Raw genomic sequence first — 24420 nt, 5'->3', positions numbered from 1 at the left:
ACAGATTAGAACCCCGAACTATTGGAGAAGTCGGGGTTGTGGGGATTTTTTTTTGAGATTATTTAATGATTTACGCTATCGCAAATCCAGTAAATTGCCGTACATAAGGCGCTCGAAATCCCAACACAATATCTGTTTTAGGGACTCCAAATTCTAGAAATTGATTGGCAATTCCTACTTCCGTAAAATCGCGCTGAATCCAAATCTTTCCATCTTTGATATCAACATGAATCGGACATCCATGAATTCGTTCTTCATCCCGCCATCCCACATACAACAATAAATAGCGATCGCGTTCCGTATCGAAAACAATTTCAGTGGTTTCTACATCTTGCTCCGACTGCTCTGTCGCGTGTTGATGTATGACTTTCTGAACTAACTGGCGATAATCTAATCTTTCCATAATGTTATCTCCTGTCCCTTCACATGAAAAACCAGCATCTTTATTTGATATCGTTCTAACACAGTTTGAATAAACGAGTCTGTAAAAAAATCTTGATAGATATCTGTAGGCACTGCCAAATACAGCACTCGTTCTGATTCCAATTTTTCCAATGCTACTCGATAATTAAGAAATTGACCAACAGCCGTATGGAATTCTGACAGCGCCGACAAGCCCACAAAACTTTTTACTTCTACTGCTATTTTTTGCCTCCCCTTTTCGGCAGAAAGTAATTTCTCTCCTCCCAAATCTATCTGCATTTTTACTTGAGAAGTTACTTTTAGAAATAGAGGATCGTGAGTAATTGTCCATCCATCTTTCTCCAAAGCCGCACGTACTGTGTTGTGAAAGATATCTTTGGCTGACATGATTTTAAAAACTGTTTTACTAGATCCCAAAAGAGCTTAGTTAACAGATGCGTATTACACAGCCTACATATGTAGTTTGTAGAATGCGGAAGGCGCACCGAGAGCGCTATTTATAGCGAGCAAAACTACTTTTGACATAAGTCTTATTATAGTATAATTAGACTCTTTCAACTTCTATTTTAGAACCTTGGGGGGATTTAGACACTTTAACTTGTGCTGGCAACCTTTCGCCCAATTCTCGAACGTGGGTAATCACTCCAATCAGCCTGTCTCGCTGCCGCAAAGATTCTAAAATTTGAGTAACGCTTTCGAGAGTTTCCGTATCTAAAGTACCAAATCCTTCATCGAGAAACAAGCTGCCCAAGTGAGCTCCTTGAGACAGTTTTTCTGACAAAGCTAAAGCCATTGATAAGGAAGTTGCAAAGGTTTCGCCACCGGAAAGGGTTCGCACTCGTCTAGCTTCGCCGCCGTTCCAATTATCTGTTACCCAGTATTCGCCGTCTTGGTTTTTTAGTTTGTAGCGATTTTCGGTTAATTCTTGCAAAATCAATGTGGCGCTGCCGACTAATTCTGCTTCTAAATGTTCTAAAATGTAGGATTGAAATTCGTTGGATTTGAGATTCTGCGCTAAGGTGTGATAAGTTTGCTCTTGTTCTGTGAAATTTGTGATTTGCTGTGACAGTCTTTCGGCTTGTTCGAGATTTTGGGCTGCTACTTGAATCCAAGCTAAAAGTTCGGCGCGGTTGTTGTTGGCTTGTTTAAGGTTTTCTTGGGCGGTATGTTTTGCCGATCGCACTTGTGCTAAAGTATTTTCATCGGTAGTTCTGCCTGCGATCGCCTCGCTCAAATCTTTCGCCCGCGTCTCTAACTGAATTTTTGATTCGCGGTGAGAGCGAATAGCATTTTCCCATTCTGATTGTTCCTTAACTGTCGCAACCGCTGCTAAAAATGTCTCTTCTGTGAAATCAGCCGCCGTTAATTTTGCTGACCAATCCAGGTTTAGCTGCTGTTTCTGGGCTTGGGCTTGCCCAAAAGCCTCTCCAGCTTGTTGCTCTCTCTCTGCGGCTTGAATAACCTTATTTTGAGCAGTTTGATAGGATTTTTCGGCAACTTTTAGCAGATTTGCCAAGTCTTGCTTGTCTTGTTCTAAGACTTTTGCTAAATTAGCATAAGGTTGATATTCGGTAATTTGATAAAGCGCATTTACACAACTTTGGAACTGCTGCTGGCGGCGGTCTGATTCGGCGATCGCATCTTGATATTCCTGCTGTTTAGCTGCTTGAGTCGCCACCGCCAAATTAAATCTTTCCTGAAAATTATCATATTCCAATGATGCCAGTTGGAACTGCTGTTCGGTTTCGCGGTATTGGCGATCGCTCTCTTTAAGGATTGCCAACTCCTGCTGCAACCCCAAGCTTTCCCACTGAGGATTTTCCAGAACTTGAGTGATTTGCTGCTGCAATTCGGCAACTCTATTCGCAGTTAATTCGAGCATTTGAGCAATTTCCGACTCTTTTTGCTGGCAAGCTGAAGCTGTACTTTTCGCCTCAGCCGCCAACCTTTGAGCATCTTGAAAAAGCTGATTTGCCGCCGCCAATTTACGCCGCAAATCAGCGACATCGACAATATTAGAATCTGGCAAAGGAGGCAGGCTCTCGCTCTCAGGATGCACCCCCCCGCACACCGGGCAAGTATCGCCAGAATTCAGTGACATTCTGATAGCAGCAACACTCTCTAAACGTGCCGCTTCCGCATTAGCGGTTTCCGCCACTTCTAACTCGCGGGCGCACTCTTTTAGCCTGAGTTCAACGGCTTCTAAATTAGTGGTAGCCTTCACATAATTTTGTTGAGCTTTTTCCTTATCTGCCAGAGATTTATCCAACTGTTCTTGCTGAGTCTTTTGCTGCTTGGTAATTAGCTGAAGTTCCATCAATAAGGGTGAAATTTGCTGCAATTGCTCTAAACGCTTTCCTCCCCGCGCATACTGTTCGAGCTGTGCCGCTGCTTGAGTAACTCGAAAACCCGCACCTTGAATTTTAGTGTTAGCAGCTTGCAGGTCTTTATCTGCTGCCATAAAAAAGCGGAGTTTTTCCTGTTGAATTTTTTGGGCAAGCGCCACTTCTTTTTCTAATTGAGCGCGCTGTTCTTCATATACTTTAGCAGCCGCCAGAGCATCTTCGCGAGCCTTAATTTGTGGCGCTAGCACCTCTTCTTTCGCTTTTGCCGCGTCAAGTTGCTGCTGCTCTACTGCCAGCTCAGAGCGAGCTTTAATTAACTGCTTTCTCGCTGCCACCGAGGCACTTTCGGCAGTTTCATACTGACTGCGAGCCGATCGCACTAAAGCCCAATCTCCCTGTAAATGATTGGCAGCTTGCGCTCTTTCTAAACGCTGTGCTAAAATTTCCATTTCAGCGGAATTAGCATTTAATTGGGCCAATTGTTGTTGTAACTCTTGCCAGCGAGCGATTTGCGAAAATAGCTGTTCCTCTTCATCTAGAGCCTTCTGAGCTTTCATCACAGCGCGATCGAACTCAGGCAACTGCTGCTCTAAAATCAAAAGTTGCGATCGTCTTTGATCCACCTCATCCGCCGTCGGCGCACTCAAATCCCCTAGCTGCCTTTCCACCATTTCCCGTTCCTGTTTCAGCAACTTTGCCAGCTCATTTGTTTCCTTCCGCATCTGCTCAAAAATCTCAAATCCTGCTAGCTGTCGCAAAATTTCCCGGCGTTTTGAAGTATCCCCTTTAATAAACTCATCAAACTTGCCTTGAGGCAGAACAATTGCTCGCGTAAAAGTATCAAAATCCATTCCTAAAATCTGTTCAATGGTATTTTGAACAGCAACAATACTCGTTCCCAAAGTTTCCCATTGGCCATTTTGCCAGTTGTCCAAAATCACCTTATTTTCAGGAGATTTCGGACGGAAACGCCACCTTCGCGTCACCCGGTACTGTGCCGAACCCACAGCAAAACGCAACTGCACTTTTAAATTTTCGCTGCCTTGGCTCGCCAAATCACTTACTTGTTTGCCACTGCGAGTAGTAGTGCCAAAAAGAGCGTAAGTCATGGCATCTAGCAGTGAAGATTTGCCCGCACCTGTAGCACCAGTAATGGCAAACAAATCGAGTTGAGAAAAATCTAAACGCTGTTCGCGGTGGAAGCTGGTAAATCCTTCGAGAATAAGTTCGAGTGGACGCATACTGATTTTAGATTTTAGATGGTGGATTTCTATTACTCTTTACCAGGCTCTGCCTGGTAAAGCAGATCCGGAGGCTCTGCCTCGAATTTTCCTATTTAAGCGCGAGGCAGGGCCTCTGGATATTGGTTCCCAGACGGAGCCTGGGAACCAGTTATTGTATCTTTTCCTATTTAAGCGCGAGGCAGAGCCTCTGGATATTGGTTCCCAGACGGAGCCTGGGAACCAGTTATTGTATCTTTTTACGCATTTAATTATTAACTGTTTCCTTAAACTTCTTGTACAAGTTTTGAAATTCCTCCAATACTGCCGGTTTCGGTGTCGTTCCCAAGCGGTTTTGATAATAGTTACAAAACTCTGCTGCCGGATCGAAATTATTGGGATCGATATTAGTTATTTCTGTTGCTTCTAGCGCTGCATCTGGATAGCGCGGTTCAATTAACAGCGCTTGGGAACAGATTTGGCGCACTCGATCGGCAAGTCCGATTTGCGGACTGTCCAGTTCGACAATTACTTTCAAGAAACCAGGATGATACTGATGAGCTTCTAAAGTTTCATCAAGATTGTCGTTATGACATTTAAGCACTTTTAACGGCTTGTGGCAAGCCACAGGCTTAAATTCCACCTTTGCCTGACTTCCCGGCTCAACTTCTATCAAGCAAAATCCTTTTTCCTGTTCCGCTTCTCCAAAATCTAACTGAATCAAAGAACCGGAATAATAAGCGGGAGAAGTCTCAGAAATTCGCTGGTGAATGTGGATGTGTCCGAGGGCAACATACTGAGCTTCCGGCGGCAGAGTTTCCGATGAGAGCAGGTATTTTTCTCGCGTGTAATAAGCGACTTCGGATTTTGCCAATCGAGCGCCGTCAATGCTCATGTGTCCCATGAGAAAATTGACAGTATTGTCTCTAAACTCCCTGGTTAAATCTTCTAGTAAATATGCTACGATTTCGCGGTAATCTTTTCGGCGATCGGCATCGCCAGACTGCCAGAGAGAATTAGCATCTAACAGTCTTTGTTCGGAAGCAAAAGGCATCGCTCCCACACAAAGTTTACCGCTTTTTGTATTAAGAGTAATTGTGCCACCGTCGGCGGAAAGCCTGGGTTTGCCTAAAGCGCGAACACCGGCGAGGGAAAGCAATTGCGCGATGCTGTCGATGCGGGAGGCCGAATCGTGATTACCGGCGATCGCAATTGCGGGAATTCCTGCCGCTTGGAGTTCGCAGAAAAAGTTATAAGCAATGCGTTCGGCGTAAGCGGGAGGGTTGGGCACGTCGAAAATGTCGCCGGCAACGAGTACAGCATCGACATCCAAGGCTTTTGCTTGCTTCAAAATCTGTTCGAGGGCGATCGCAATTTCAAAAGTGCGATCGATCCCTCGGAAACGCCGCCCTAAATGCCAGTCAGCAGTATGAATTATTCGCATAGTACGAGGAGTATTTTGTTTATTTTAATAGAAACGCGCCACTTTTCAATCTTCCTCATTTTCTTTAATTGCTGTTTCAATCTCATCAGGATATGCCTCAGCATAACTAAAAGCATTCACCAAATCTGCTGCACAGAGATAGGGATGACCTTCTAAAATATGAGCATCGGTGGCATCTTGACGGCGATAACTTATTAACAGCCAAACAGGAATCCGCGTTTTTCGGATACAGGCGGCACCACCCATGACACCGGGAGTCTTTTGAATTCCAGACCCAAGGTATTCTATCATTTCTACTCACTCCGAAGGACGGTTAACTCGAATCAGTAAACTTCTCACAGATTCTCGATTCGCAATAGCTTCATTAATCCGTAAAGCCAACATATCCCTATTTGAATCATCTTTACAAACAATGATACCAGCATGGTCTGGTTGTAATGTATGCAGCCTGATAAAATGACGGCGATTGAGCGTTAAAATAGCGCGGTCAATACTCACTGCAAAAGCTAACACTTCTTCATCAGGAATTTTTTGATTAGCATTTCCTGCTTCCTGTACGGTAAGGACATCGTGACCTAAAGTCCTCAATAATTCCACAACCCGCTTCGGAAATTGTTCATCTGCATAGAAACGCGCCACTTTTTAATCTTCCTCATTGTCTTGAATTGCTATTTCAATCTCATCAGAATATGCCTCAGCATAAGCCCAAGCATTCGCCAAGTCAGCGGCACGCAGAGTCGGATAGTCTTCTAGGAGTTCAGCCTCAGAAATACCTAAACGGCGAGCATTCACAAGTACCCAAACAGGAATTCGCGTTTGTCTGATGCAAGCATCGCCGCCGCACACGCCGGGAGTCTTTTGAATTCCAGACCAAAATTTTCTTAAACTTTGGGCTAGTAATTCTATAGCTTGAGCCTTCTCTTCGGGAGTTAAAGCCAAGAGTTGCGGTTGCAATTCTTTCAGTGTCGTATTTGTAGTTATTGAGTTCATAAATATTAACTTTTTTTCCCATACAGGTATTCTAGCACTGGTGGCTAAATCCAAACTTTCATTCAACAGGCTTCACATCGTGAAACCGAGTATAATCAACCACCCGCCCTCCCGTCGCCGATTTCAAAAGAATATCTACAAACCGCATATTCCACATAATTTCAGACGCCACAAAAGAATGTCGCGCATGAATAGTTTGCGAAACAGTTTCGTCAATTCCTGTTAACGTAATTACAATTTCCGCTTGCTGTTCCATCAAATCTTGAGCAGTAAGTTGGTACAAAGGACTGCTCTCCTCAATTGCGTGCATAACCGTCCAAGTTAATGCAAAAACCGGAGAGTGACTCCGCATCAATTGCAAATCGTAAAAACGCCGCATAAATTCTCCTTCCGATGTTACCTCGTCACGGATCAAAGTAGCTCGCTGCTGCGCTTCTAAAATTTGGTTAAAACGCTGATTTGCAGTGCGGTACATCAGAGTCGGAACGCCGTTGAAAGGAGCGATCACAGCTACCCGGCTGAAGATAACTCTCGCTGTTGGTCGAGAAAATCTCGAAAAAGCCAGTCCCGTTACCATCGCCACTCCCCACAAACCAAAAAGCGCTTGGATCGCGACTATAGTATTAGCGTAATCCGTGCGCGGATACATAGAGCCGTAGCCGATCGTCGCCATTGTTTGCACGCTGAAATAAAAGGCATCTGGGAAAGAACCCGGCCGCGCGTTAGCAATGCAATCTCCTCCCGCCAAGTAAGCTAAGGCAAATAAAGAATTAGTGACGGTATATGAGAGACAAATCAGTATGAAAAATCGTGGCCAAGAAAGAGTTAGCAGCCTGTGGTAGAGGTCGGCAAAATGCAGGCGAGGTACTCCCAACTTGACAATATTTAAGGGCAATTGTCCTTTGCGACTGACTAAACGAGCCTGTGGCTGGTGGTTGCGGTTGATTTTCATTGCGATTTGTAACTGCGGCTGTTTCAATTTGTAACTATTGCTTTGACCGGGAAAACTTATCCTTTAGACTGATGTCTGATTCCAAAAATTCGGATAAAAGCGGAGTTTAGAAATGGTTGAGCTTAACTGGCATGACTATCTCGTTATGGTTTCTTTTGTGGCTTCTATTGCGGGTCTAGTCCTGCTGGGTGATAATCGCAACTCGCAGCCAACGGACGCTCGCACTTTGAGCGAAGAAATCCTAATCAAGATGAGCTTTACTTACTGGATAGTGTACTGCATCTCTGTTTTCGGGTTGAAACTTCACCTACCAGAGGATAGCTGGTTATTGCTCAGTTTGAAGCTGACTACGGTTCTTTCTTACTTGTTGACTGCTTCTAGCATACTCAGCCTGCCGCTGCAACGCATGGCTGTCCGACGAGTTGAAGATTAACAAAAGGTGTTTGTAGTGAGGACTTCAGTTCTTTCGATCGCGGTGAAGAAAAACTAAAGTCCTGACTGCAAAGCTATTTGAGTTATATTACCGGGCAATAAGCTCACAGCTAGCTGTGAGCTTGTTCAATGGTTTATTATCCGAGGAATGCGAACATAACGCGCCCAAAATGGCTAGGGTCGATCGCACTCATACTTGAAATTGCCACTCTGTTTCTGCTGTCCGTGGGCTGTGGCCATCTCAACGAGTATCCGTTGGCGAAGAAGCCGGCGCATTAGGGCATAGCAGTATGCCACGAACTTAGCTGGTTAGGATTTAAAGCCTTTAGAGCTTTTCTTTTTCTCCTGCGGCTTGGACTTTGACTTATTAACTTCGCCTAAAGCTTCCTGAAATAAGTTGTGCAGATGCACGGGAACGCTGGCAATTTCCGGGAGTTCGGGTTCTAAGGGTTTTTTAAACTCTTGCAGCAAGGCATCTAAATCGCGATCGAGCTGAAAGTCTTTACGTTGCAATACAGTTTGCAAAATTTGTTCTAATTTCGCTGGATTAACTTTAGCTAACCGTTGCCAAATCCAGACATTAATTGCAGTATCTTCGAGATAGTTACGCACTAGCTTTTCGTAACCGGGAACGGTTGAAAAATCTTCGGCTGCTAGCAGTGCAGTAAATTGAGCGTAAGTAGACAAAAAGGTTTGTCCCCAGCGAGGATGAGAAAGTGCTGTCACCTGTTCGGCTTTCTTGAAGCGATCGGGCAATTCGACTTTCGGCATTACCATTTTTGAACTAGCATTGCTGTCGAGCATTACCTCAACTGCTTTAGCATCAGCACCTGCAGCCGCGATTGCTGCTGCTTTGACTTCTTCTCGATCGACTCCGGCATCTTCCACGATATCCGCCAGAGATTTACTTCCATCAACGCCCATATCAGCTAGGCGTTTTTTAGTGATAAATTCCTGAAATTGGGCCAACTGTTTATTCAGGTGATATCCCGATAGCGTCAATTCCTCACTGCCAAAAAATTCGGTAAAATCTTCGTGGTAGTGTTCTACCGACTGCCAAGCTTGCTCTAACAATTCCGGCGCATCGCTGTACAGGTTATTTTTCTGATTTTGCTTGAAATTGCCGATCGCCACCGCCAACTTCGGCTTACCCAATTTCCCCATGAGGATGGGAGAGCTCGAAAGTATCCACCAGTCATCGGTGAGGGGAGAAATCCGAGCTCGCAAGATTTCTCCTAACTTAAAGCGAGACATTTCTGCAAGAAAATTAGGACTGTTGGGCTTGACAACGTAGTGCTTTGCCGTCAGCCAGTTCATCAGTTCAAACCTGTCGGGGAAAAGTTGAGTGATTTCAAATAAGCCAGCGAAGCTTCTGTGCTCCCAACTTTCCAGCAAGCTACGATCGCTCTCGGTTAAATCCGGCTGACTTTCGACAAATAGGTCGATCGGCGTTTTGTCTCCGACTTTACCTTCGACTGTAAAACTGTCAATCACTTGATTTTGCTGAGCAATATCGTAGCGCTCGCCGGTCGATCGAGCTGCAGCATAAGCTTCCAAAGCTACCGCCAACTCTCCCTCAGCATCTAGAACAAAGTCAATTAAATTTTGCTTGAGTGTCCAAGCTCTTTCCAACATTTCATCCACAAGTAATACCGATTTTGAATGAGAGGATTTAGATTTTTAACAATTATCGGACTTGAAGCCACCGACGCTTTACGATCCGGCTGCGATTGAAGAAAGCGCATCGCGAACAATGACAAAAATATGCGATGATGCCTCAGTCCTGAATTAGTTTAATTTTAAGGCTAATAGTCAAAAAAAAATGTTAATCTCAAACGGAAGCATCCCAATTTGGTAAAAAGCGTTTATTACGAGTGCGATCGTCCCGCAAAGCTTTGCCTATACATCTGGCTTAGGAGCCCGAATTAAATAACTTACAATTTTAATTGTTATGGTGGGATGGGCGTCCCGCCCGTCCAAAAATGGCGGGCGGGACGCCCAACCCCTACTCCCCACTTTCAAGAGTGTAAGTTATTTAATTCTCATTCCTTCGCGATCTCACAGCCAACACTCCTGTGAAATAAAAATCTTGCTGAAAAATGCGATTTCAACTTAACCTAAAAATACCCCTCTCCGATGTAGAGAGAGGCTCAAAATCCCCAAAAACTTCGCTAATCTCGCGTTGAAAACTGTGCAACCTATCAACAACAGTCCAAGACGCAGCAACCGGGTTTTTTTATCAAAACACTTCCCTGCATTCCGGTACCCGGCTAAAAATAACCGAAACGCTTTAGTTTGTGTGCGTCCAAGACTGAAAAATACTTGCGATCGCTCTTAGCGGCCGTCTTTGTCAATGTCACCAGGGACAGCGCGTTCCACCCGATCCCAAGCGTCGCGCGTGGCGTGCTTCGCTTTTTCCCAATTCACATTAGACTTACCGCGATTTGTTTCGTAGTCGCGCTGCAAATCCGGTTCGATCTCGTGGTATTTCTTACCAGTAGCGCCATAGCGGCTGTATCCCTCATAACCAGTGCGGTATGCAGGCTGATAGTCTTCGTAAGTTGTGCTCGTGTCGGCGTAAGGACGGGAACTGTAGTTGCTTTGCCAGTAAGCATCTTCTACCGTGGGGTCGATCGCCTCGCCCACACCTTTGCCCACCAAACCGCCGCTAAACGAACCCACAACAGCGCCCACAACTGCTCCTACAGGCCCGCCGATCGCACCGCCGATCGCCGCACCCGCAGCACCCGCACTCGCCGCACCAATACCCGTTGCGACTGGATGAGCTCCCTTTTCCCCGGAAATCGGGTCTAGGTTAGCATCAGGTTCATGTACCGTTTTTTTGTCATCGCTCATGATATTTTTTTCCTTTTATCTAAATGTAACTATTATTAAATTTACCTTTTAAATTCATATCTATTCATCTGCCTTGAGGATGAATCTGCTAGCTTAAAAAGCAGGGAAATGAGAACATACTTCTCGACTCAAAAACGAGTTTTATACGCTACTCTCAAGCAATAAGGTGCGCCGAGGCGCACCCTAGATAATTATGTTCAACTGAGTTCTGAGATCGGCTCAATTGTGTACTCAGTGAAGCTGTGTATTTACCAGCAACTTGAGTTATATCTAAATCTCTTGATTTATTAGTTGCCCGTGACCTTTTCGATCAAATCTTCAGCTTTTTGAACTATGCCTTCTTGCGGGTGTTCTCCCTTGTACTCCTTTAAGCTTTCGTCGTAAGCTTTCTCGACGTTTGCAGGATTTTGAGAGGTTTTGACTATTTCTTCGTAAGCTGCTTGGGGATTGAGATCCTCGAAACTTTCTGCGGGGTCAGTAATTTTAGCTTCTGGCGGCGCCTGAGTTCTGTCTTGACCTGCGTAAGCAGCCTGACTGGGTACTACCGCTAGACTTAGCAGACCAATGAAAGCCAGCGTACATACCAGCAAAATGCTTTGGCTCAATGTTTGTCCGAGAGCTTTTAAAACCCGCTTCATATCAACTTCTCCTCGTATTTTTCCGCAAAAATTATGGTGTTTGTCGCCCCTTCACTGCGATCGCACATTTACAATTTTGGTTCAAGCGCAATCTTTGTCGCAGCTACCGCATCTAGAGCGAGCCAAAAGGGATGTTTCCCGTGACATCCCATATCTTAAGCGCCTGCTTGTTACTATTACTTCTACCAAAAGATAGATTAGTTAGACAAGCGGAACTCCTCTCCTATCAGGGGCGATCGCAATTCTTGCGAAGAACCCTATCTAGGGGTTTTCCCATCTATTACGAAGCCCCTGACTCTTCTTTTTTCGCGCGTGTTTCGCGTCTTCGCCGAGCGGGAAAACATCCCATTTTCCAACATTTTAAATTGCTATAAATAACCTAATGAACTACAAAACAACCTGCTCTATGTCTAGGTTTCTGTTCTGCATAGCTCCTTCAAATAGCTTAGTAGAAAGAGCTTGCTCTACCGACCAAACTCCCGGTTTTTCCAGTTTTCCTTCTAACATTAACTGAGCTATGCTGCCAGTACCAAGGCCCGTAGCGACGGCAGCACTGGGGTGTATCGCTGTCGAGCAAACTTTAGCGGGTTGACCGTTTTTGAGACCGGTCACTTGCGATCGCACTGCCACACCAACCCCACTAAAACTATTAGTAACACTGGTCATCCCATAACTGACGTAGGAGAGAAATTCAATCACGGAGTTATTTTTGAGCCAGCTAGCCGGCCAATACTTAGCAACAAACCAGGTAAGGTGATTGTAAAGGTCGGGAGATGTACCGAATTTAGTCACAACTGATTTGACGGGGAAAGTTTCGGGCAAAGTGATTGCTTCCGGCATATCAAACCAGTAAACCCCTGTTTTGCCGTAGGGTGCGGGAAATTCAATTGTTTCGCGATCGCTGTAGGGATTTACTTGCTGCCACTTGCGATCGGCCAAAACCTCAAAAGGCGTTTGCAAGCCTAAAAAAGTAGTTCTCATGACGGTAACGCCAGCACCGCCAGAACCTCCGACAACATAACTCAAATGGATGTGTTCTGCTTCATCTAATTGCTCCACATCTCGGCGCACCATGCTATTAGACACACCGGGGAAAATGCCCGTGTTAATAATAGCAGTAACCCCAGCATTTTTAGCAACTTCGCGCAATTCTAAAGCTCTGCGAGTAAAACTGCGGCTGTCGCTGACATCAGTATAATTAACACCTGCTTCGATGCAAGTTTTCAGCACGCCCGCGTCTCGGTAGTGAAAAGGCCCCGCACAGTGAACAACAAGATTAGACTGTGAAACTGCTTTTTGCAGGGCTGCACTGTCCGCTAAATCAAAAGTTTGGTACTGCACCCGATCGGGCGGCAATCCCGGCCCAATAGAGGCTTCAGAGTTGCGTCCGGTAACAGTAATTTCCGCGTCGGTATGGGTAACAAGGTCTTGGGCAACGCTGCTGCCAATTCGTCCCCGCCCACCGACAATCAAAACTCGGTTTGCCATCGCTAAAAAAAGGGTAACGCCATCTTTCAGTCTCTCAACTTGGGGCCGGTCTTTTCATCCACATAAAGTATGAATTTATTAGAGCTGAGGAGAATGTGGCGATCGACCTCAGCGATTATCCCCTGCCGCCAGCCGAACAAATCCAGGGATTTCTGATGTGGATGGTTCAACAAGGTTAGCGGAGTGAGTTTTCAAAGAGTAGGAACTTGCCTGTTGTGCTACAGTGGAAGTTAGTTGATTGTGTTAAGCTTGAGCAGGTCTATATCACCAATCAGCATTTTTTGGAACCTTCTTTACATAAATTTAACATACATTATGGAAGAACATTATGGAAGAAAAGTAACATGACTTCCGAAGGCAACGTCGCCGACACCGGCATTTTAAAAGAAGCTCAGCAACTTATGCAAGATGGGTCAGCCACCTCAATGGGTGAAGCACTGAAAATACTTATGGAGAATGCTGAGCGCAATAATGACAATGTTAAAATTCAGAAAATAAAAGCTACTCAAAAAGCTAAAAGAAAGCGTCGCAGTCGTCACAGATAAAAAATTAAATAACAGCAGGTAAGAATCATGAACAAGCAAAGTATTCAACTGCTTCTGGATCGTTGCGATTCAGATGAACCGACTAAACAAGCTGGGGCAATTCTCGATTTAGTTGATGCAGAAGTTTATGAGGCTGTACCGAAAATAGTAAGGTTACTGAAATCACCAGATGCAGCTATTCGATTCACCGCCGCAGAAGCATTGGGTTATCTGGGAAGTGAGGAAATAGAGACGGTGGGGCCTGCATTAATGAACTTGCTGGACGATGAAGAAGAACTGGTTAGGTCTGAAGCCGTGGAGGCCCTTGGAGAACTTGATTATACTCCTGCGGTTGTACCTATAGAATATATTCTCAGAAATGACCCTTCAGCACTGGTTCGCGCATCAGCAGCAGAAACTCTTGGATATTTAGAAGAAGCATCAGCTATAGAAACTCTGGAGCTTTCACTGCTCGATCCTAATGAGGATGAAGCTGTGAGATGTTATGCTGCTAACTCGATCGGGCTTTTAGGTACGCCCCAGCTATTGCCAAAACTTGAAAACTATCTAAACTCGGAATTCCCTTTATCAGTAAAAGCTGAGTTAATGGGTGCAAGGTACTGGTTGGGTGCGAAAGAAGATATGGCGAAGCTAGTGGATTTGTTGGATAAGGCTGATGAAGATTTTGCTCAGCACATTTTGACTATTTTAACAGATTTGACGGAACGCGAACCGCAGCCAAATCTTGCAAAAGATGCTCCCGATTTAGAAAGGGTGTTAAGTGCGATCGCCCTTCGTTTTCCTTTGATGCGACATCAAGCAGAAGCAATACTGACGCAATAAGATCGACAAAGAGAATCTGTTTTTAATTTAGTTACCCGTACTAGCTTGACGAATCTGGAGGAATAATCAACCTCCAAGAAGTAACTCTGACTTGCTCTAGCCCTATGCTTTTAGCAATCTGAAGCACTCGCTCGTATTCTTTCGCTTGAATAAAGCTTTTAGCTAAATGCTTCAATGCTGCATATTTGACCGATTCGTCTGTTACCCATCGAGCAAATTTGATAAGTTTGTCCGAATTGTTTTCGGTATTTGCATATTGATAAACAATAGACCTTAACATCGCTTTTTGGTCAGATTCGTTTTCTAAGGTTTTAGTAATTTCTATAATTCGATCGACTTCTAATTCTTGTTTTACCATCAATTCTGCGATCGCCCCTAACGGATCGCCACCTGACTCCATAAAAGGCGGAGCGATTTTAATAATTAACTCAAATTGTCCGATTTCAGCGTAGCAGTAGGCAATTGCCCACAACGCATCTTCTTTGTGATATTCGTTCTCTAAGCTTTCAGCAAATTCAATTGCTTTGTCAAATTGCCCCGCTTTAGCATAACCGTAAGCTATATCCCTCATTGCCTCCAATTTCCAATCATCATCATCCTCATCATCTGGGTCTTTTATCATTCCTGCAATTTGCTTGGCAAGTTCAACTTCCCCGGCTGCCGCATAATTTTTTACAACTTTAATCAACACGCTGTTTTTACGATCGTTATCTATTTTTTCAACTATTTGAAGCGCGCGATCGGATTTTCCTGCTTCAGCATATTTATAAGCGATATCAGCCAAAAGCAAATCTTTGCCTTCTTTCTCGGTTATCATTTCGGCAACCTGCATGGCTGTTTCTAGTTGCCCTGCTTTTAGATATTCTCTAGCCAGAAGGATTGACATGACCGCTTAAATTTTGAGATTTTATAAATTTCCTAAGAAGATATCGAGACGCTAGTTTAGATGCCGATCGCTTCTATTCACCAGAGTCGGTCAAGTCAGAAGGTCTGAGTTGCCTCGCTGAATGGAAAACCGTTAAAATGCTTACCTCATCGCTGTTTAACAAATATACAATGCGGTAACTGCCAAAGATAATCTCCCTAAGATTTTCTTCACCGATCTCGGGCACTGCACGCCCCGATCGCGGAAAAGCTCCTAAACGCTCTACAGCCCCAAATATCCGAGCCACAAATACCTCAGCGAAACTGGGCGCATCTCGCGCAATAAAATCGCCGATCGCTTCAATATCGGCTAGGGCCTGAGAAGTCCACCTTATTTGTGCCACGTTTTGATCTGCTTTTTAGCTTGTTCGTGGGACATAGTATCACCAGCCTCGACTTGCTTCAAGCCTCTGTCAATCTTGTAGAGGAAGTAAAGGCGCTCCATCACGTCTGAAAAAGTAACGTCTTGGGGCATTTCTTCGATCGCCTTTAGGACTTTATGTTTTACTGTGGTATTTGTCATAACAGGCGTTCTCCTATTGAATCATCTACAGAATATAGCACAAGCAGAGATTGGAGTTGGGCGATCGCCAAAGTCAAGCCAAAAGCAAAAACCGCAGACTCCACAAACAAACGCAGATGTAATTCATCTGCGTCGATCTGCCCTCATCTGCGGTTGCTAAAAATCTTACTTCTCATTACTCCGAAATATCGACTTACCCTTCGCTTTCAGAGTATTAGCTGCATCTGCGAAAGTCTGCGCGAAAGGCTGCTGCGAGTGCATGAAAACGCGAGCAGTATTGCGTCCCGGCATCCCCGAAATCGAGCCGCCCGGATGCGTTCCCGCCCCCGTCAGGAACAAACCGTCGATCGGCGTTTTGTAATTCGCCAACTCCGGCAAAGGACGGAAAAATATCATCTGATCCAGCGTCATGTCAACGTGGTAATAATTCCCCTTCAAAGCACCCAAACGCTCTCCCAATTCTGCCGGACTTTCCACCCGGCGGCCGATAATGGAATTCTTGATATTAGGTGCGTATTCTGCTAATTTATCAATGCAGCGATCGGCAACTTTGTTTTTCAGCTCATCCGTCCAACCCGTACCGTGCTGGCCGGTTCCTTCAGCATTTTCGATCATGTAAGGAGCAAAAAATTCAATCCAAGCTGTATGGTGTCCGGGAGGAGCCATTGACGGGTCTCGTACAGTCGGAAACACCACATACATCGACGGATCGGAGTCAGGAATTCTGCCGATTGAAGGCTCGCTGTGAGAAATTTCAACGTGTCTCACGGAGTCGGCAATTAAAACCGACCCCATTAAATACTCGTCTCGATGGTTCCAGCGATCGAACTTGGGCATTTCATTGAGAGCTAAGTCTATTTTGAGAATAGTCTCGTTGTTGTTAACAATTTTGCGCTCCAATCTTTCCCGCAAATCCGGGTCAGCACTGTCAACATCGCTGGAGTCCATTAAGTGCAGAAACAAGCGCTTAGCATCAATATTAGAAATGACACCTTTTGTAGCGCGGTATTCCGTGCCGTTGGCAACTCGAACTCCCACAGCGCGACCGTCATCAACTAATATTTTTTCGACGTGCTGGTCGGTAAGTACCACACCGGAATAGCTTTTCACTAAATTGAGCAGCGCTTGCACTAATGCACCCGTCCCGCCGCGCGGTCTTGCCATGCCGGGATTGTGCCTCATCGCTAGCATAATTGCGCCTACCGCCAGGGTTTTTTGCGAAGGAGGCGCGCCGAGTTCTGCGGCTAATCTTGCTAGGGGTGCTTTGATAAATTCCTCGTCAAACCACTCGTTGAGAAGGTCTTCCGCGCTGGTGAGCATCGTGCGAATAAAGTCCAGCGTTTTGTCGGGGGAACCAATGACTGACAATAAATCTTTTATCTTTGAAATATCGTAGTTGCCCAAAATATCTATGATGGATTTTGGTGGCGCATTAAACATCGGAACCATTGCCCCTAAAGCCCGCTGCCAAAAGTCGGTATATTCGGCATATTTTTTAGCATCGCGCTCGTTGTAGCGGGCAATTTCTGCACAAGTTTTTTCTACGGACTTGTGCGCTAAGAAATATTTGCCATCGGGATGCGGACAAAAGGCCACTGGATCGCAGAAAAGATATTCTAAACCGTATTTTTCCAGCTCTAATTCTTCTACAACTGGCCCTAAATGGATAAATTCGTGGTCGATCGCGCACAAATTGAATTTAAAATCCGGCAATTCGGGAATCGCAGCTTCAGTAGTGGCCGCGCCTCCGGGAACCGAACGTTTTTCTAACAACAGGACGGTATATCCAGCTTTCAGCAGATAAGAGGCGCAGACCAGTCCGTTGTGACCTGCTCCTATGATAATCACGTCATACGTTTGCATAGATGAAGCTCTGGGGATAGGATATTTTGCTCATTTTACAAATCTTAACAACTTTGTCGGCTCTACCAATAGAAATAGATTCATCTTAAGAGAGTAGTTTGAGCATCTTACAAAAGAGATAGCGTGTAGCAAATTTTTAACTGCGATCGCCCTGATTTTCTCTCTGATTTTAAGAGCGATCGCCGGAGTCAAAACTGGCCCCAGTATCATACCCCATTTAGTCGCGTTTCTCTGCGATTAACACAAAACTTAAGCATCAGCAATATCTGCCATATCGAGCCGAGTTTTTTAAATGAAGGAAGAGGCAAGAGGCAAGAGGTAAGAGGAAATAAAAAAAGTTTTGAGATTGTTTCCTTCCTGGCTACCCTGGGATTGGAAGGGTTAAGCCTAACAAAAATTACTTACTCAAAACTCAAAACTAATTACCAATTACCAATTACCAATTAGTACATTGAGAAATATTACTTCAGTTCCCGCAATGCCGCCTCAGCTTTTTTTGCACCATCATTGTTGCCTTGCTGGCGGTAAGTGTCGAGGGCTTGTTGAAAAGCTTCAATTGCTTCGGATTTGCGATCGCGCGCTTTGAGTGCCGTACCCATATTGTAATAAGCTTCTGCCCGGTTTGGATCGAGCTTAATCACTCGACGAAAAGTGGTAATCGCTCCTAAAAAATCTTGTTTTTTCAGTTGAATTTCCCCAATTCCTGCGTGTGCTTCCACTAAATTAGGTCGCACCGCAATAGCCCGCTGATAAGCTATAAGCGCTCCATCGAAGTCGTTTTGAGCCTTGAGAAGTTCGCCAATTTCTAACTGCACTTCTGAATTCCGGGGCTCCAATTTGGCAGCTTCTTCAAAAGCTGCTAGCCCTTCGGAAGTATAGCCGGCACGCAGCAAAGCAGTGCCTAATTTTAACTGGACACCTGCTTGTTTGGGAGCGAGTTCGGCTGCTTGTTGGAGCACGGTGACAGCACTGGCAAAATTTCCCTGCTGGATCAATACTAAACCCATTGAAGAATAAGCTTGCCAATTTTTCGGATCGAGGGCGATCGCCTCTTGGTATGCTTTAAAAGCACCGTTGTAATCTTTTTGCTGAAAGAGTACCACTCCGAGACCGATCCGGGCATTGACATTTTTGCGATCGAGCGCAGCGGCGCGGCGGTAAGCTGTGGCTGCTGCGGGATAGTTTTGCAAATTCGCCATAGCATATCCTAATGCGTATTGGAAGTCAGCATTCTTAGGTTCGAGACCGATCGCTTGTTGGTAAAATTCTACTGAGGCTTGATAATTGCCCTGACGCGCTTCTAAATAGCCAATACCCGAAAAAATGCGGGGGTTTTCCGTATCTAAACGCGCCGCTTCCTGATAAATGGCGATCGCCTTACTGTAGTCTCCTACATCTACCAACTCGCGCCCTTGTCGCAGCAGAGCATCTAAATTTGAATCATTTTGAGGGTTGACTTGAACGACTGTTTCTGCTGAGAGCGCTATCTGCGGCGCTGCGACAGCCAATCCTGCTACTAGCAACGTACTGAATACCAAGAGACTTTGTTTGTACACGGCCATTTGTTTCAAAGAGTGTGTGGAATGGAAGAGCGAGTGGCTGTCACCTTGTTAAGCTGACAGCTTAGGGTTTACCAGGAATGTTTGAGCGGCTAGATGTAGTAAATCTACAGAACAAGACACACTCAAAATTTTCGCGATTGAGGCCAACTGATGATTGTAACAACAACTGATATCATCCAAGGAGCAGAAATTCAATCTTACCTGGGAATTGTAACTGCTGAGGTGGTCTACGGCACCAATGCCCTGCGAGACTTCTTCGCGGGCATTCGCGACATCATCGGCGGGCGCACCGGCAGTTACGAGGAAGTGTTTCTCAAAGGACAGCGAGATGCCCTCGCGGAACTGGAAAAACGGGCCCAGCGCCTCGGCGCCAATGCCGTAATCGGGGTGGAAGTTGACACCGGCACGATTAATGTAGACTCCAGCGGGGCTTTGCTGCTGATTACTGCCGTGGGAACGGCTGTAAGATTGCGTTAAGCTGTATTTTCTGTATACGTCCGCATTTCCTGTATACATCCGGGAACTTTTCTAACGGGATAAAATAGTTATCAGTCATCAGTCATCAGTCATCAGTCATTAGCTAATAGCGGCTGGCTGAGGGCTGATGACTTTTTCGTTTATTTCTTCAGACATAGATACTGGTTATTTCCCCAGGCAGATATAGTTTCTATCAATCTCAGCCACAATCAATGCTTAGGTGAAAGATTGTTAAAAATTAAAGCAACTCTAAGAGGAAAAAAAAACCTATGTCATACGTAAATAGACCTGTAGATAACGTTGGTACCGAACCCGTGGTCGTAAATTCAGTGATGGAATACCACGATCGAGTACGTTGGGGCCCGATTTTTTCAGGTTTGGTAATTGCGATCGGCACACAACTGGTGTTAAGTGCATTGGGCGCTGCGATCGGCTTGAGCAACATTGCTAATTCAGGAGCTCCGCGCAGTATTTCAGGAGACGTGGGTACCGGCGTCGGAATTTGGTCAATTATCAGTTTGTTAATTAGCTTGGCCGTTGGCGGTTGGGTAACTGCTCGCGCTTGCGGCCCAATGAATCGCAACACAGCGCTTTTGAACGGAGCAATTTTGTGGGCAACGACCTTAACAATTGGCTCTTGGCTGTTAGCAAATGGCGTGGCCGGTACTTTTGGCGTCATAGCTGCGAATGCGGGAGAAGCAATTAATCAAGCGCAGCAGGGCGGGGTGAATTTGCCGAACCGAGCACCTAACGTATCTGCTCAGGATGCTCGCAATATTGCTGGTAATGCCGCGAAAGCTGGTTGGTCGTTTTTGTTCGGCTCACTATTGGGTTTAGTTGCTTCGATGGTAGGAGCATCTGCCGGCGCCCGCACTCCCCGGAATTACTCATAAAAGTTTCGTTCGACACGGAAAGTTCATATTCATGAAAGCACTTTTGTTAAGGTGCTTTTTTGTTGCTTGAATTCGTGAACTATTTTTTTTCTCGTTCCCAGGTTTCTCGTTCCCAGGCACAGCCTGGGAACGAGGAGAAGGAACGAGAAAAACGAGAGAAAGGTGCTTATAGCGCACCCTAGAAATTAAGCGGTGAAGTATTTGGCGGCTGGGTGATAGGTGATAATTGCGGTTGTTGATTGTTCGGGATAAAGTTGTTCGCTTTCATCCATGTAGAGGTTGATACGATCGCACTTTAACAATTCCAGTTGCTTGTACTGATCCGCCATATTCGGACAAGCGGGATAGCCAAAACTGTACCGCGAACCGCGATATCTTTGCGCTAGCATATCGCGAATGTTGTCCGGTTCTTCGCTACCAAAGCCCAATTCCCGACGAATTCGCGCGTGAGTCCATTCTGCTATTGCTTCGGCTGTCTGTACCGCTAACCCGTGAAAGTAGAGATAGTCGGTATATTGATGGTTAGCAAATAGCTTTTGCGCGTACTCTGTAGCAATTTCTCCCACTGTCGCTACTTGCATGGGAAATACATCGATTTTACCCGATTCTTTGGGCGCGAAGAAGTCGGCAATGCACAGTCGGCGCGCCGATTTTTGCCGGGGAAATGTGAATGTTGCAGTCACAGGCAAGATGCCTGTGCCACTCTCTGTTGCAGTCACAGGCAAGATGCCTGTGCCACTTTCTGTTGCAGTCACAGGCAAGATGCCTGTGCCACTTTCTGTTCCAGCCACAGGCAAGATGCCTGTGCCACTTTCTGTTGTGGGGCGGGCATCTTGCCCGCCACTGATTATTGTTTGCCCGCCACTGATTATTGTTTGCCCGCCACTGATTATTGTTTGCCCGCCATTCATAATTTGCGGGTCGTACACATACAAAGAATTGCCTTCAGCTTGACAGGGAAAATACCCGTAAATTGCTTGCGGATGCAGTAACTTTTCGGCGATAATTTTGTGTTTCCACTCTTCCAATTTCGGATAAACTGTCTCAGCTAAGAAAGCATCGTATTCTTCCCGCGATTGGTCTTTGGGCTTGCGGAACTGCCACTGGCCCGCAACTAAAGCTTGCAAATCTAAGTGCCAGAAAATCTCCTCAAAGGGGATGTCTTCTCCCTGCAACAGTTTCGTGCCCCAGAAAGGAGGAGTCGGGCGATCGATATCTGCTGCAACTGCTTCGGATCGCCTGGTATCTATCACCACAGGAGTGTCTGCTTTCTTGGCATCTTCTACAGAAGTTTCGGACGCCGCTTTAGCTTCTTTAACCGCCCCATTATCCTGCCCTATTTCATCTAAAAATCCTTGCAAATCTTCCCATTTACCAGCAGATTTGGCTGGCATGAGTTTGTCCATAAAGTGCAAGTCGGAAAACGCATCTTTGCCGTAAATGACTTTACCTTTATAAGTATTTTGGCAGTCTTCATGTACAAACTTGGGAGTCAAAGCCGCACCGCCCAAAATTACCGGAACCGTGATTCCTTTCTGGTTGAATACTTCCAGATTTTCTTTCATGAAGGCGGTGGATTTTACCAGCAAGCCACTCATCGCTATACAGTCGGCTTTGTGCTTTTCGTAAGCTTCGATGATATTGTCAACCGACTGTTTAATTCCCAAGTTAATCACTCGGTACCCGTTGTTTGATAGAATAATATCAACCAAGTTTTTTCCGATGTCGTGAACGTCGCCTTTGACAGTAGCGATGATAAATGTTCCTTTGGCGTTGTCCCCGGATTCGGACTTTTCCATGTGCGGTTCTAAATAGGCAACTGCCGCTTTCATGGTTTCTGCTGACTGCAATACAAATGGCAGTTGCATTTGTCCCGAACCGAACAATTCTCCGACTACTTTCATGCCGTCTAGCAAGAAGGTATTGATAATGTGGAGGGGCGGATAGGTTTCTAATGCTTTGGCGAGTTGGATGTCGAGCCCAATGCGTTCGCCGTCGATGATGTGCTGCTTGAGACGTTCTTCGACCGGGAGGCTGGCGTCTTCTGTACGATCGCGCTTGGTAGTTTTGCCCGCAAACACCGTTGTCAGGTCGCCCAAGGGGTCGTAAACGCAAATATCGCCGTCAAACTCCCGTTCGTCGTAAATGAGTTTACGGCAAATTTCTTGGTGTTGGGGGTCGATTTTAGCCAGGGGCAAAATCTTATTGGCGCTGACAATTGCCGAGTCCATCCCCGCTTGCATTGCTTCGTGCAAAAACATCGAATTTAAAACTTGCCGCGCCGCCGGATTCAAGCCGAAGGAAATGTTAGAAACTCCTAAAATTACGTGACATCCTGGCAATTCTTGGCGGATGCGGCGGATGGATTCGATGGTAGCTTTGCCGTTTTTTCTGTCTTCTTCAATCCCGGTGGAAATGGGCAATGCTAGGGTGTCAAAAAAGATTTCTTGGGGGGGAATTCCGTAGGCGACAGCGGCGTTATAGGCGCGTTGGGCGATCGCAAATTTTTGGTCAGCAGTTCTGGCCATCCCGTCTTCGTCAATTGTACCGATAACTATGCCCGCGCCGTATTTTTTCGCCAACTCCAAAACTTGATAAAAACGCGGTTCTCCGTCTTCGTAGTTAGTGGAATTCAGCAAACATTTGCCGCCCGCAACTTTTAATCCTGCTTCCATCTTTTCCCATTCGGTGGAATCCAGCATTAAAGGGAGAGTTGCATTAGTCACAACGCGGGAGACTAATTCTTTCATGTCTCGCACGCCGTCGCGGCCGACATAATCAACGTTGACATCGAGAATGTGCGCGCCTTCTCGCACTTGTTCCCTGGCCATTGCTACTAAACCGTCCCAGTCTTCGGCGTTTAGTAAATCGCGGCATTTTTTGGAACCGCTGGCGTTGAGTCTTTCGCCGACAATTAAGAAGGAATTCTCTTGTTCGTAGGGTTGGGCGCTATAAATTGAAGCGGCGGAAGGTTCCCAAGTAATTTCGCGGATTTTGGGTTTAAGAGTTTTGCCAATTTCTGCTAGTTCGCGGATGTGATCGTAGCGGGTGCCGCAGCAGCCACCGATGACTTGCACGCCTAAGTCTTCGACAAAGCGCATCAAGGCCATTTTTAATTCTATTGGCGTGAGTTTGTAGTGCGCGTGGCCGCCGATGTTTTCGGGTAAACCGGCGTTGGGAACGCAGGAAACGACGAAGGGCGAATGTTCGGAAAGGTATTTGACGTGTTCTGCCATGCGATCGGGCCCGGTGGCGCAGTTCAGGCCTAAAATGTCGATCGGGTACGGCTGCAAAATGGCTAGGGCGGCGCTGATATCGGAACCGACTAACATTGTGCCGGTGGCTTCCATTGTGACTGATACCATTAACGGAATTCGCGCACCTTTTTTCTTAAATACTTCTTCAATGGCATTTAATGCTGATTTAATTTGCAGCACATCTTGACAAGTTTCGACAATAAATAAGTCAACGCCGCCGTCATAAAGTCCTTCTGCTTGTTCGGCAAAAGCGGCGGTGAGTGTGTCGAAATCAATGTGTCCTAATGTTGGCAATTTGGTGCCTGGCCCGATCGATCCTGCGACAAATCGAGGTTTTTCGGGTGTGGAAAATTCGGCGGCGATACCCTTGGCAAGTTCGGCGGCAGTTTTGTTGAGATAATATGCTTTGTCTGCCAAATCGTACTCAGCGAGTACGATGGAAGCAGCGCCGAAGGTGTCTGTTTCGATGACATCGGCCCCTGCTTCGAGGAATCCCCGGTGCACGTTGGCGACTGCTTCGGGTTTGGTGTGGACGAGATATTCGTTGCAGCCTTCGTATTCTTTGCCGCCAAAGTCTTCTGCGGTGAGGTTTTGGACTTGCAGGTTGGTTCCCATCGCGCCGTCGAAGACGATGACGGGGCGTGAGGGGTGGTGGAGTCGATCGAGGAATCTGCTATTCATCGGCGGTAAAAAAACTTAGGTGCTATATATTTACAATTTTATCTATTGTGCAATATTCTCAACAGTTATGTGAATCTTGGGGAAT

At 45.8% G+C, this 24420-nt stretch carries 23 protein-coding genes; 5 read left to right on the top strand and 18 right to left on the bottom strand.

What is annotated here, in order from left to right; translation table 11 throughout:
• Positions 1-70: 70 nt before the first annotated feature.
• The 8 genes from QUA00_RS00705 to QUA00_RS00670 all read right to left on the bottom strand — a co-directional run bounded on the left by QUA00_RS00705 (position 71) and on the right by QUA00_RS00670 (position 7374).
• Positions 71-403, bottom strand: a complete 333-nt coding sequence (locus QUA00_RS00705; RefSeq protein WP_333103116.1) for a XisI protein — start codon at positions 401-403, stop codon at positions 71-73.
• On the bottom strand, positions 391-810 hold the full coding sequence (locus QUA00_RS00700) for a XisH family protein (protein WP_333240538.1): 420 nt from the start codon (positions 808-810) through the stop codon (positions 391-393). The genes QUA00_RS00705 and QUA00_RS00700 overlap by 13 nt, the downstream gene beginning before the upstream one ends.
• Before the next feature lie 157 nt (positions 811-967).
• Complete coding sequence (locus tag QUA00_RS00695) at positions 968-4009, bottom strand: SMC family ATPase (protein WP_333408370.1); 3042 nt, start codon at positions 4007-4009, stop codon at positions 968-970.
• 247 nt (positions 4010-4256) lie between these two features.
• The gene (locus QUA00_RS00690; RefSeq protein ID WP_333144186.1) at positions 4257-5432 is read right to left on the bottom strand and encodes an exonuclease SbcCD subunit D; all 1176 of its coding nucleotides are present in this window, start codon (positions 5430-5432) and stop codon (positions 4257-4259) included.
• A gap of 45 nt (positions 5433-5477) precedes the next feature.
• Complete coding sequence (locus tag QUA00_RS00685; RefSeq protein ID WP_445305711.1) at positions 5478-5723, bottom strand: DUF433 domain-containing protein; 246 nt, start codon at positions 5721-5723, stop codon at positions 5478-5480.
• 6 nt (positions 5724-5729) lie between these two features.
• Positions 5730-6071, bottom strand: coding sequence for a DUF5615 family PIN-like protein (locus QUA00_RS00680; RefSeq protein WP_333291079.1), 342 nt, complete (start codon positions 6069-6071; stop codon positions 5730-5732).
• A gap of 3 nt (positions 6072-6074) precedes the next feature.
• Entirely contained in the window at positions 6075-6422 is a 348-nt protein-coding gene (locus QUA00_RS00675; protein ID WP_333144188.1) for a DUF433 domain-containing protein, read from the bottom strand.
• A 58-nt stretch (positions 6423-6480) separates the two neighbouring features.
• Positions 6481-7374 (bottom strand): ion channel, encoded by an 894-nt coding sequence (locus tag QUA00_RS00670; protein WP_333408369.1) that lies wholly within the window; start codon positions 7372-7374, stop codon positions 6481-6483.
• A gap of 112 nt (positions 7375-7486) precedes the next feature.
• Between QUA00_RS00670 and QUA00_RS00665 the strand changes: the two genes are divergently transcribed.
• Entirely contained in the window at positions 7487-7807 is a 321-nt protein-coding gene (locus QUA00_RS00665; RefSeq protein ID WP_333408368.1) for a hypothetical protein, read from the top strand.
• A 308-nt stretch (positions 7808-8115) separates the two neighbouring features.
• Here the strand turns inward: QUA00_RS00665 and QUA00_RS00660 are convergent, their stop codons facing one another.
• The 4 genes from QUA00_RS00660 to QUA00_RS00645 all read right to left on the bottom strand — a co-directional run bounded on the left by QUA00_RS00660 (position 8116) and on the right by QUA00_RS00645 (position 12788).
• Positions 8116-9441, bottom strand: a complete 1326-nt coding sequence (locus tag QUA00_RS00660) for a hypothetical protein (RefSeq protein WP_445252014.1) — start codon at positions 9439-9441, stop codon at positions 8116-8118.
• 699 nt (positions 9442-10140) lie between these two features.
• On the bottom strand, positions 10141-10662 hold the full coding sequence (locus tag QUA00_RS00655) for a hypothetical protein (protein ID WP_333281901.1): 522 nt from the start codon (positions 10660-10662) through the stop codon (positions 10141-10143).
• A 287-nt stretch (positions 10663-10949) separates the two neighbouring features.
• Complete coding sequence (locus tag QUA00_RS00650; protein ID WP_333308909.1) at positions 10950-11300, bottom strand: hypothetical protein; 351 nt, start codon at positions 11298-11300, stop codon at positions 10950-10952.
• Positions 11301-11687: 387 nt separating this feature from the next.
• The gene (locus tag QUA00_RS00645; RefSeq protein WP_333144194.1) at positions 11688-12788 is read right to left on the bottom strand and encodes a saccharopine dehydrogenase NADP-binding domain-containing protein; all 1101 of its coding nucleotides are present in this window, start codon (positions 12786-12788) and stop codon (positions 11688-11690) included.
• Between the two features lie 215 nt (positions 12789-13003).
• Between QUA00_RS00645 and QUA00_RS00640 the strand changes: the two genes are divergently transcribed.
• Both QUA00_RS00640 and QUA00_RS00635 read left to right on the top strand, forming a co-directional pair.
• A complete protein-coding gene (locus tag QUA00_RS00640; RefSeq protein WP_333103129.1) occupies positions 13004-13333 on the top strand; it encodes a polymorphic toxin type 34 domain-containing protein in 330 nt (109 codons plus the stop codon).
• Positions 13334-13360: 27 nt separating this feature from the next.
• Positions 13361-14155, top strand: coding sequence for a HEAT repeat domain-containing protein (locus tag QUA00_RS00635; RefSeq protein WP_333103105.1), 795 nt, complete (start codon positions 13361-13363; stop codon positions 14153-14155).
• Positions 14156-14195: 40 nt separating this feature from the next.
• On the opposite strand, the gene QUA00_RS00630 is transcribed toward QUA00_RS00635, so the two are convergent.
• From QUA00_RS00630 to QUA00_RS00610, 5 genes are all read right to left on the bottom strand, one after another.
• Positions 14196-15041, bottom strand: coding sequence for a hypothetical protein (locus tag QUA00_RS00630; RefSeq protein ID WP_333103104.1), 846 nt, complete (start codon positions 15039-15041; stop codon positions 14196-14198).
• Between the two features lie 73 nt (positions 15042-15114).
• A complete protein-coding gene (locus QUA00_RS00625; RefSeq protein WP_333103102.1) occupies positions 15115-15423 on the bottom strand; it encodes a type II toxin-antitoxin system RelE/ParE family toxin in 309 nt (102 codons plus the stop codon).
• Entirely contained in the window at positions 15411-15602 is a 192-nt protein-coding gene (locus QUA00_RS00620) for a hypothetical protein (RefSeq protein WP_333103100.1), read from the bottom strand. The genes QUA00_RS00625 and QUA00_RS00620 overlap by 13 nt, the downstream gene beginning before the upstream one ends.
• A 165-nt stretch (positions 15603-15767) precedes the next feature.
• A complete protein-coding gene (gene crtO, locus QUA00_RS00615) occupies positions 15768-17465 on the bottom strand; it encodes a beta-carotene ketolase CrtO (protein ID WP_333103099.1) in 1698 nt (565 codons plus the stop codon).
• A gap of 461 nt (positions 17466-17926) precedes the next feature.
• On the bottom strand, positions 17927-19027 hold the full coding sequence (locus QUA00_RS00610; protein WP_333408367.1) for a tetratricopeptide repeat protein: 1101 nt from the start codon (positions 19025-19027) through the stop codon (positions 17927-17929).
• A 150-nt stretch (positions 19028-19177) separates the two neighbouring features.
• Between QUA00_RS00610 and QUA00_RS00605 the strand changes: the two genes are divergently transcribed.
• Complete coding sequence (locus QUA00_RS00605; RefSeq protein WP_172184303.1) at positions 19178-19504, top strand: YbjQ family protein; 327 nt, start codon at positions 19178-19180, stop codon at positions 19502-19504.
• A 269-nt stretch (positions 19505-19773) separates the two neighbouring features.
• Positions 19774-20397 carry a hypothetical protein gene (locus QUA00_RS00600; RefSeq protein WP_333103096.1) on the top strand — a complete coding sequence of 208 codons (624 nt, stop codon included), beginning with the start codon at positions 19774-19776 and terminating at the stop codon, positions 20395-20397.
• A 185-nt stretch (positions 20398-20582) separates the two neighbouring features.
• On the opposite strand, the gene metH is transcribed toward QUA00_RS00600, so the two are convergent.
• Positions 20583-24335 (bottom strand): methionine synthase, encoded by a 3753-nt coding sequence (gene metH / locus QUA00_RS00595; RefSeq protein WP_333408366.1) that lies wholly within the window; start codon positions 24333-24335, stop codon positions 20583-20585.
• Positions 24336-24420 lie beyond the last annotated feature (85 nt).

The organism is Microcoleus sp. T2B6 (assembly GCF_036700475.1).
GTDB lineage: Bacteria > Cyanobacteriota > Cyanobacteriia > Cyanobacteriales > Microcoleaceae > Microcoleus.
This window is presented reverse-complemented; position numbering and strand designations above follow the sequence as displayed.

Coding starts and splice junctions, on each gene's coding strand:
- QUA00_RS00705 (WP_333103116.1), bottom strand. CDS start 403: ATGGAAAGATTAGATTATCGCCAGTTAGTTCAGAAAGTCATACATCAA.
- QUA00_RS00700 (WP_333240538.1), bottom strand. CDS start 810: ATGTCAGCCAAAGATATCTTTCACAACACAGTACGTGCGGCTTTGGAG.
- QUA00_RS00695 (WP_333408370.1), bottom strand. CDS start 4,009: ATGCGTCCACTCGAACTTATTCTCGAAGGATTTACCAGCTTCCACCGC.
- QUA00_RS00690 (WP_333144186.1), bottom strand. CDS start 5,432: ATGCGAATAATTCATACTGCTGACTGGCATTTAGGGCGGCGTTTCCGA.
- QUA00_RS00685 (WP_445305711.1), bottom strand. CDS start 5,723: ATGATAGAATACCTTGGGTCTGGAATTCAAAAGACTCCCGGTGTCATG.
- QUA00_RS00675 (WP_333144188.1), bottom strand. CDS start 6,422: ATGAACTCAATAACTACAAATACGACACTGAAAGAATTGCAACCGCAA.
- QUA00_RS00670 (WP_333408369.1), bottom strand. CDS start 7,374: ATGAAAATCAACCGCAACCACCAGCCACAGGCTCGTTTAGTCAGTCGC.
- QUA00_RS00665 (WP_333408368.1), top strand. CDS start 7,487: ATGGTTGAGCTTAACTGGCATGACTATCTCGTTATGGTTTCTTTTGTG.
- QUA00_RS00660 (WP_445252014.1), bottom strand. CDS start 9,441: ATGTTGGAAAGAGCTTGGACACTCAAGCAAAATTTAATTGACTTTGTT.
- QUA00_RS00655 (WP_333281901.1), bottom strand. CDS start 10,662: ATGAGCGATGACAAAAAAACGGTACATGAACCTGATGCTAACCTAGAC.
- QUA00_RS00650 (WP_333308909.1), bottom strand. CDS start 11,300: ATGAAGCGGGTTTTAAAAGCTCTCGGACAAACATTGAGCCAAAGCATT.
- QUA00_RS00645 (WP_333144194.1), bottom strand. CDS start 12,788: ATGGCAAACCGAGTTTTGATTGTCGGTGGGCGGGGACGAATTGGCAGC.
- QUA00_RS00635 (WP_333103105.1), top strand. CDS start 13,361: ATGAACAAGCAAAGTATTCAACTGCTTCTGGATCGTTGCGATTCAGAT.
- QUA00_RS00630 (WP_333103104.1), bottom strand. CDS start 15,041: ATGTCAATCCTTCTGGCTAGAGAATATCTAAAAGCAGGGCAACTAGAA.
- QUA00_RS00620 (WP_333103100.1), bottom strand. CDS start 15,602: ATGACAAATACCACAGTAAAACATAAAGTCCTAAAGGCGATCGAAGAA.
- crtO (WP_333103099.1), bottom strand. CDS start 17,465: ATGCAAACGTATGACGTGATTATCATAGGAGCAGGTCACAACGGACTG.
- QUA00_RS00610 (WP_333408367.1), bottom strand. CDS start 19,027: ATGGCCGTGTACAAACAAAGTCTCTTGGTATTCAGTACGTTGCTAGTA.
- QUA00_RS00605 (WP_172184303.1), top strand. CDS start 19,178: ATGATTGTAACAACAACTGATATCATCCAAGGAGCAGAAATTCAATCT.
- QUA00_RS00600 (WP_333103096.1), top strand. CDS start 19,774: ATGTCATACGTAAATAGACCTGTAGATAACGTTGGTACCGAACCCGTG.
- metH (WP_333408366.1), bottom strand. CDS start 24,335: ATGAATAGCAGATTCCTCGATCGACTCCACCACCCCTCACGCCCCGTC.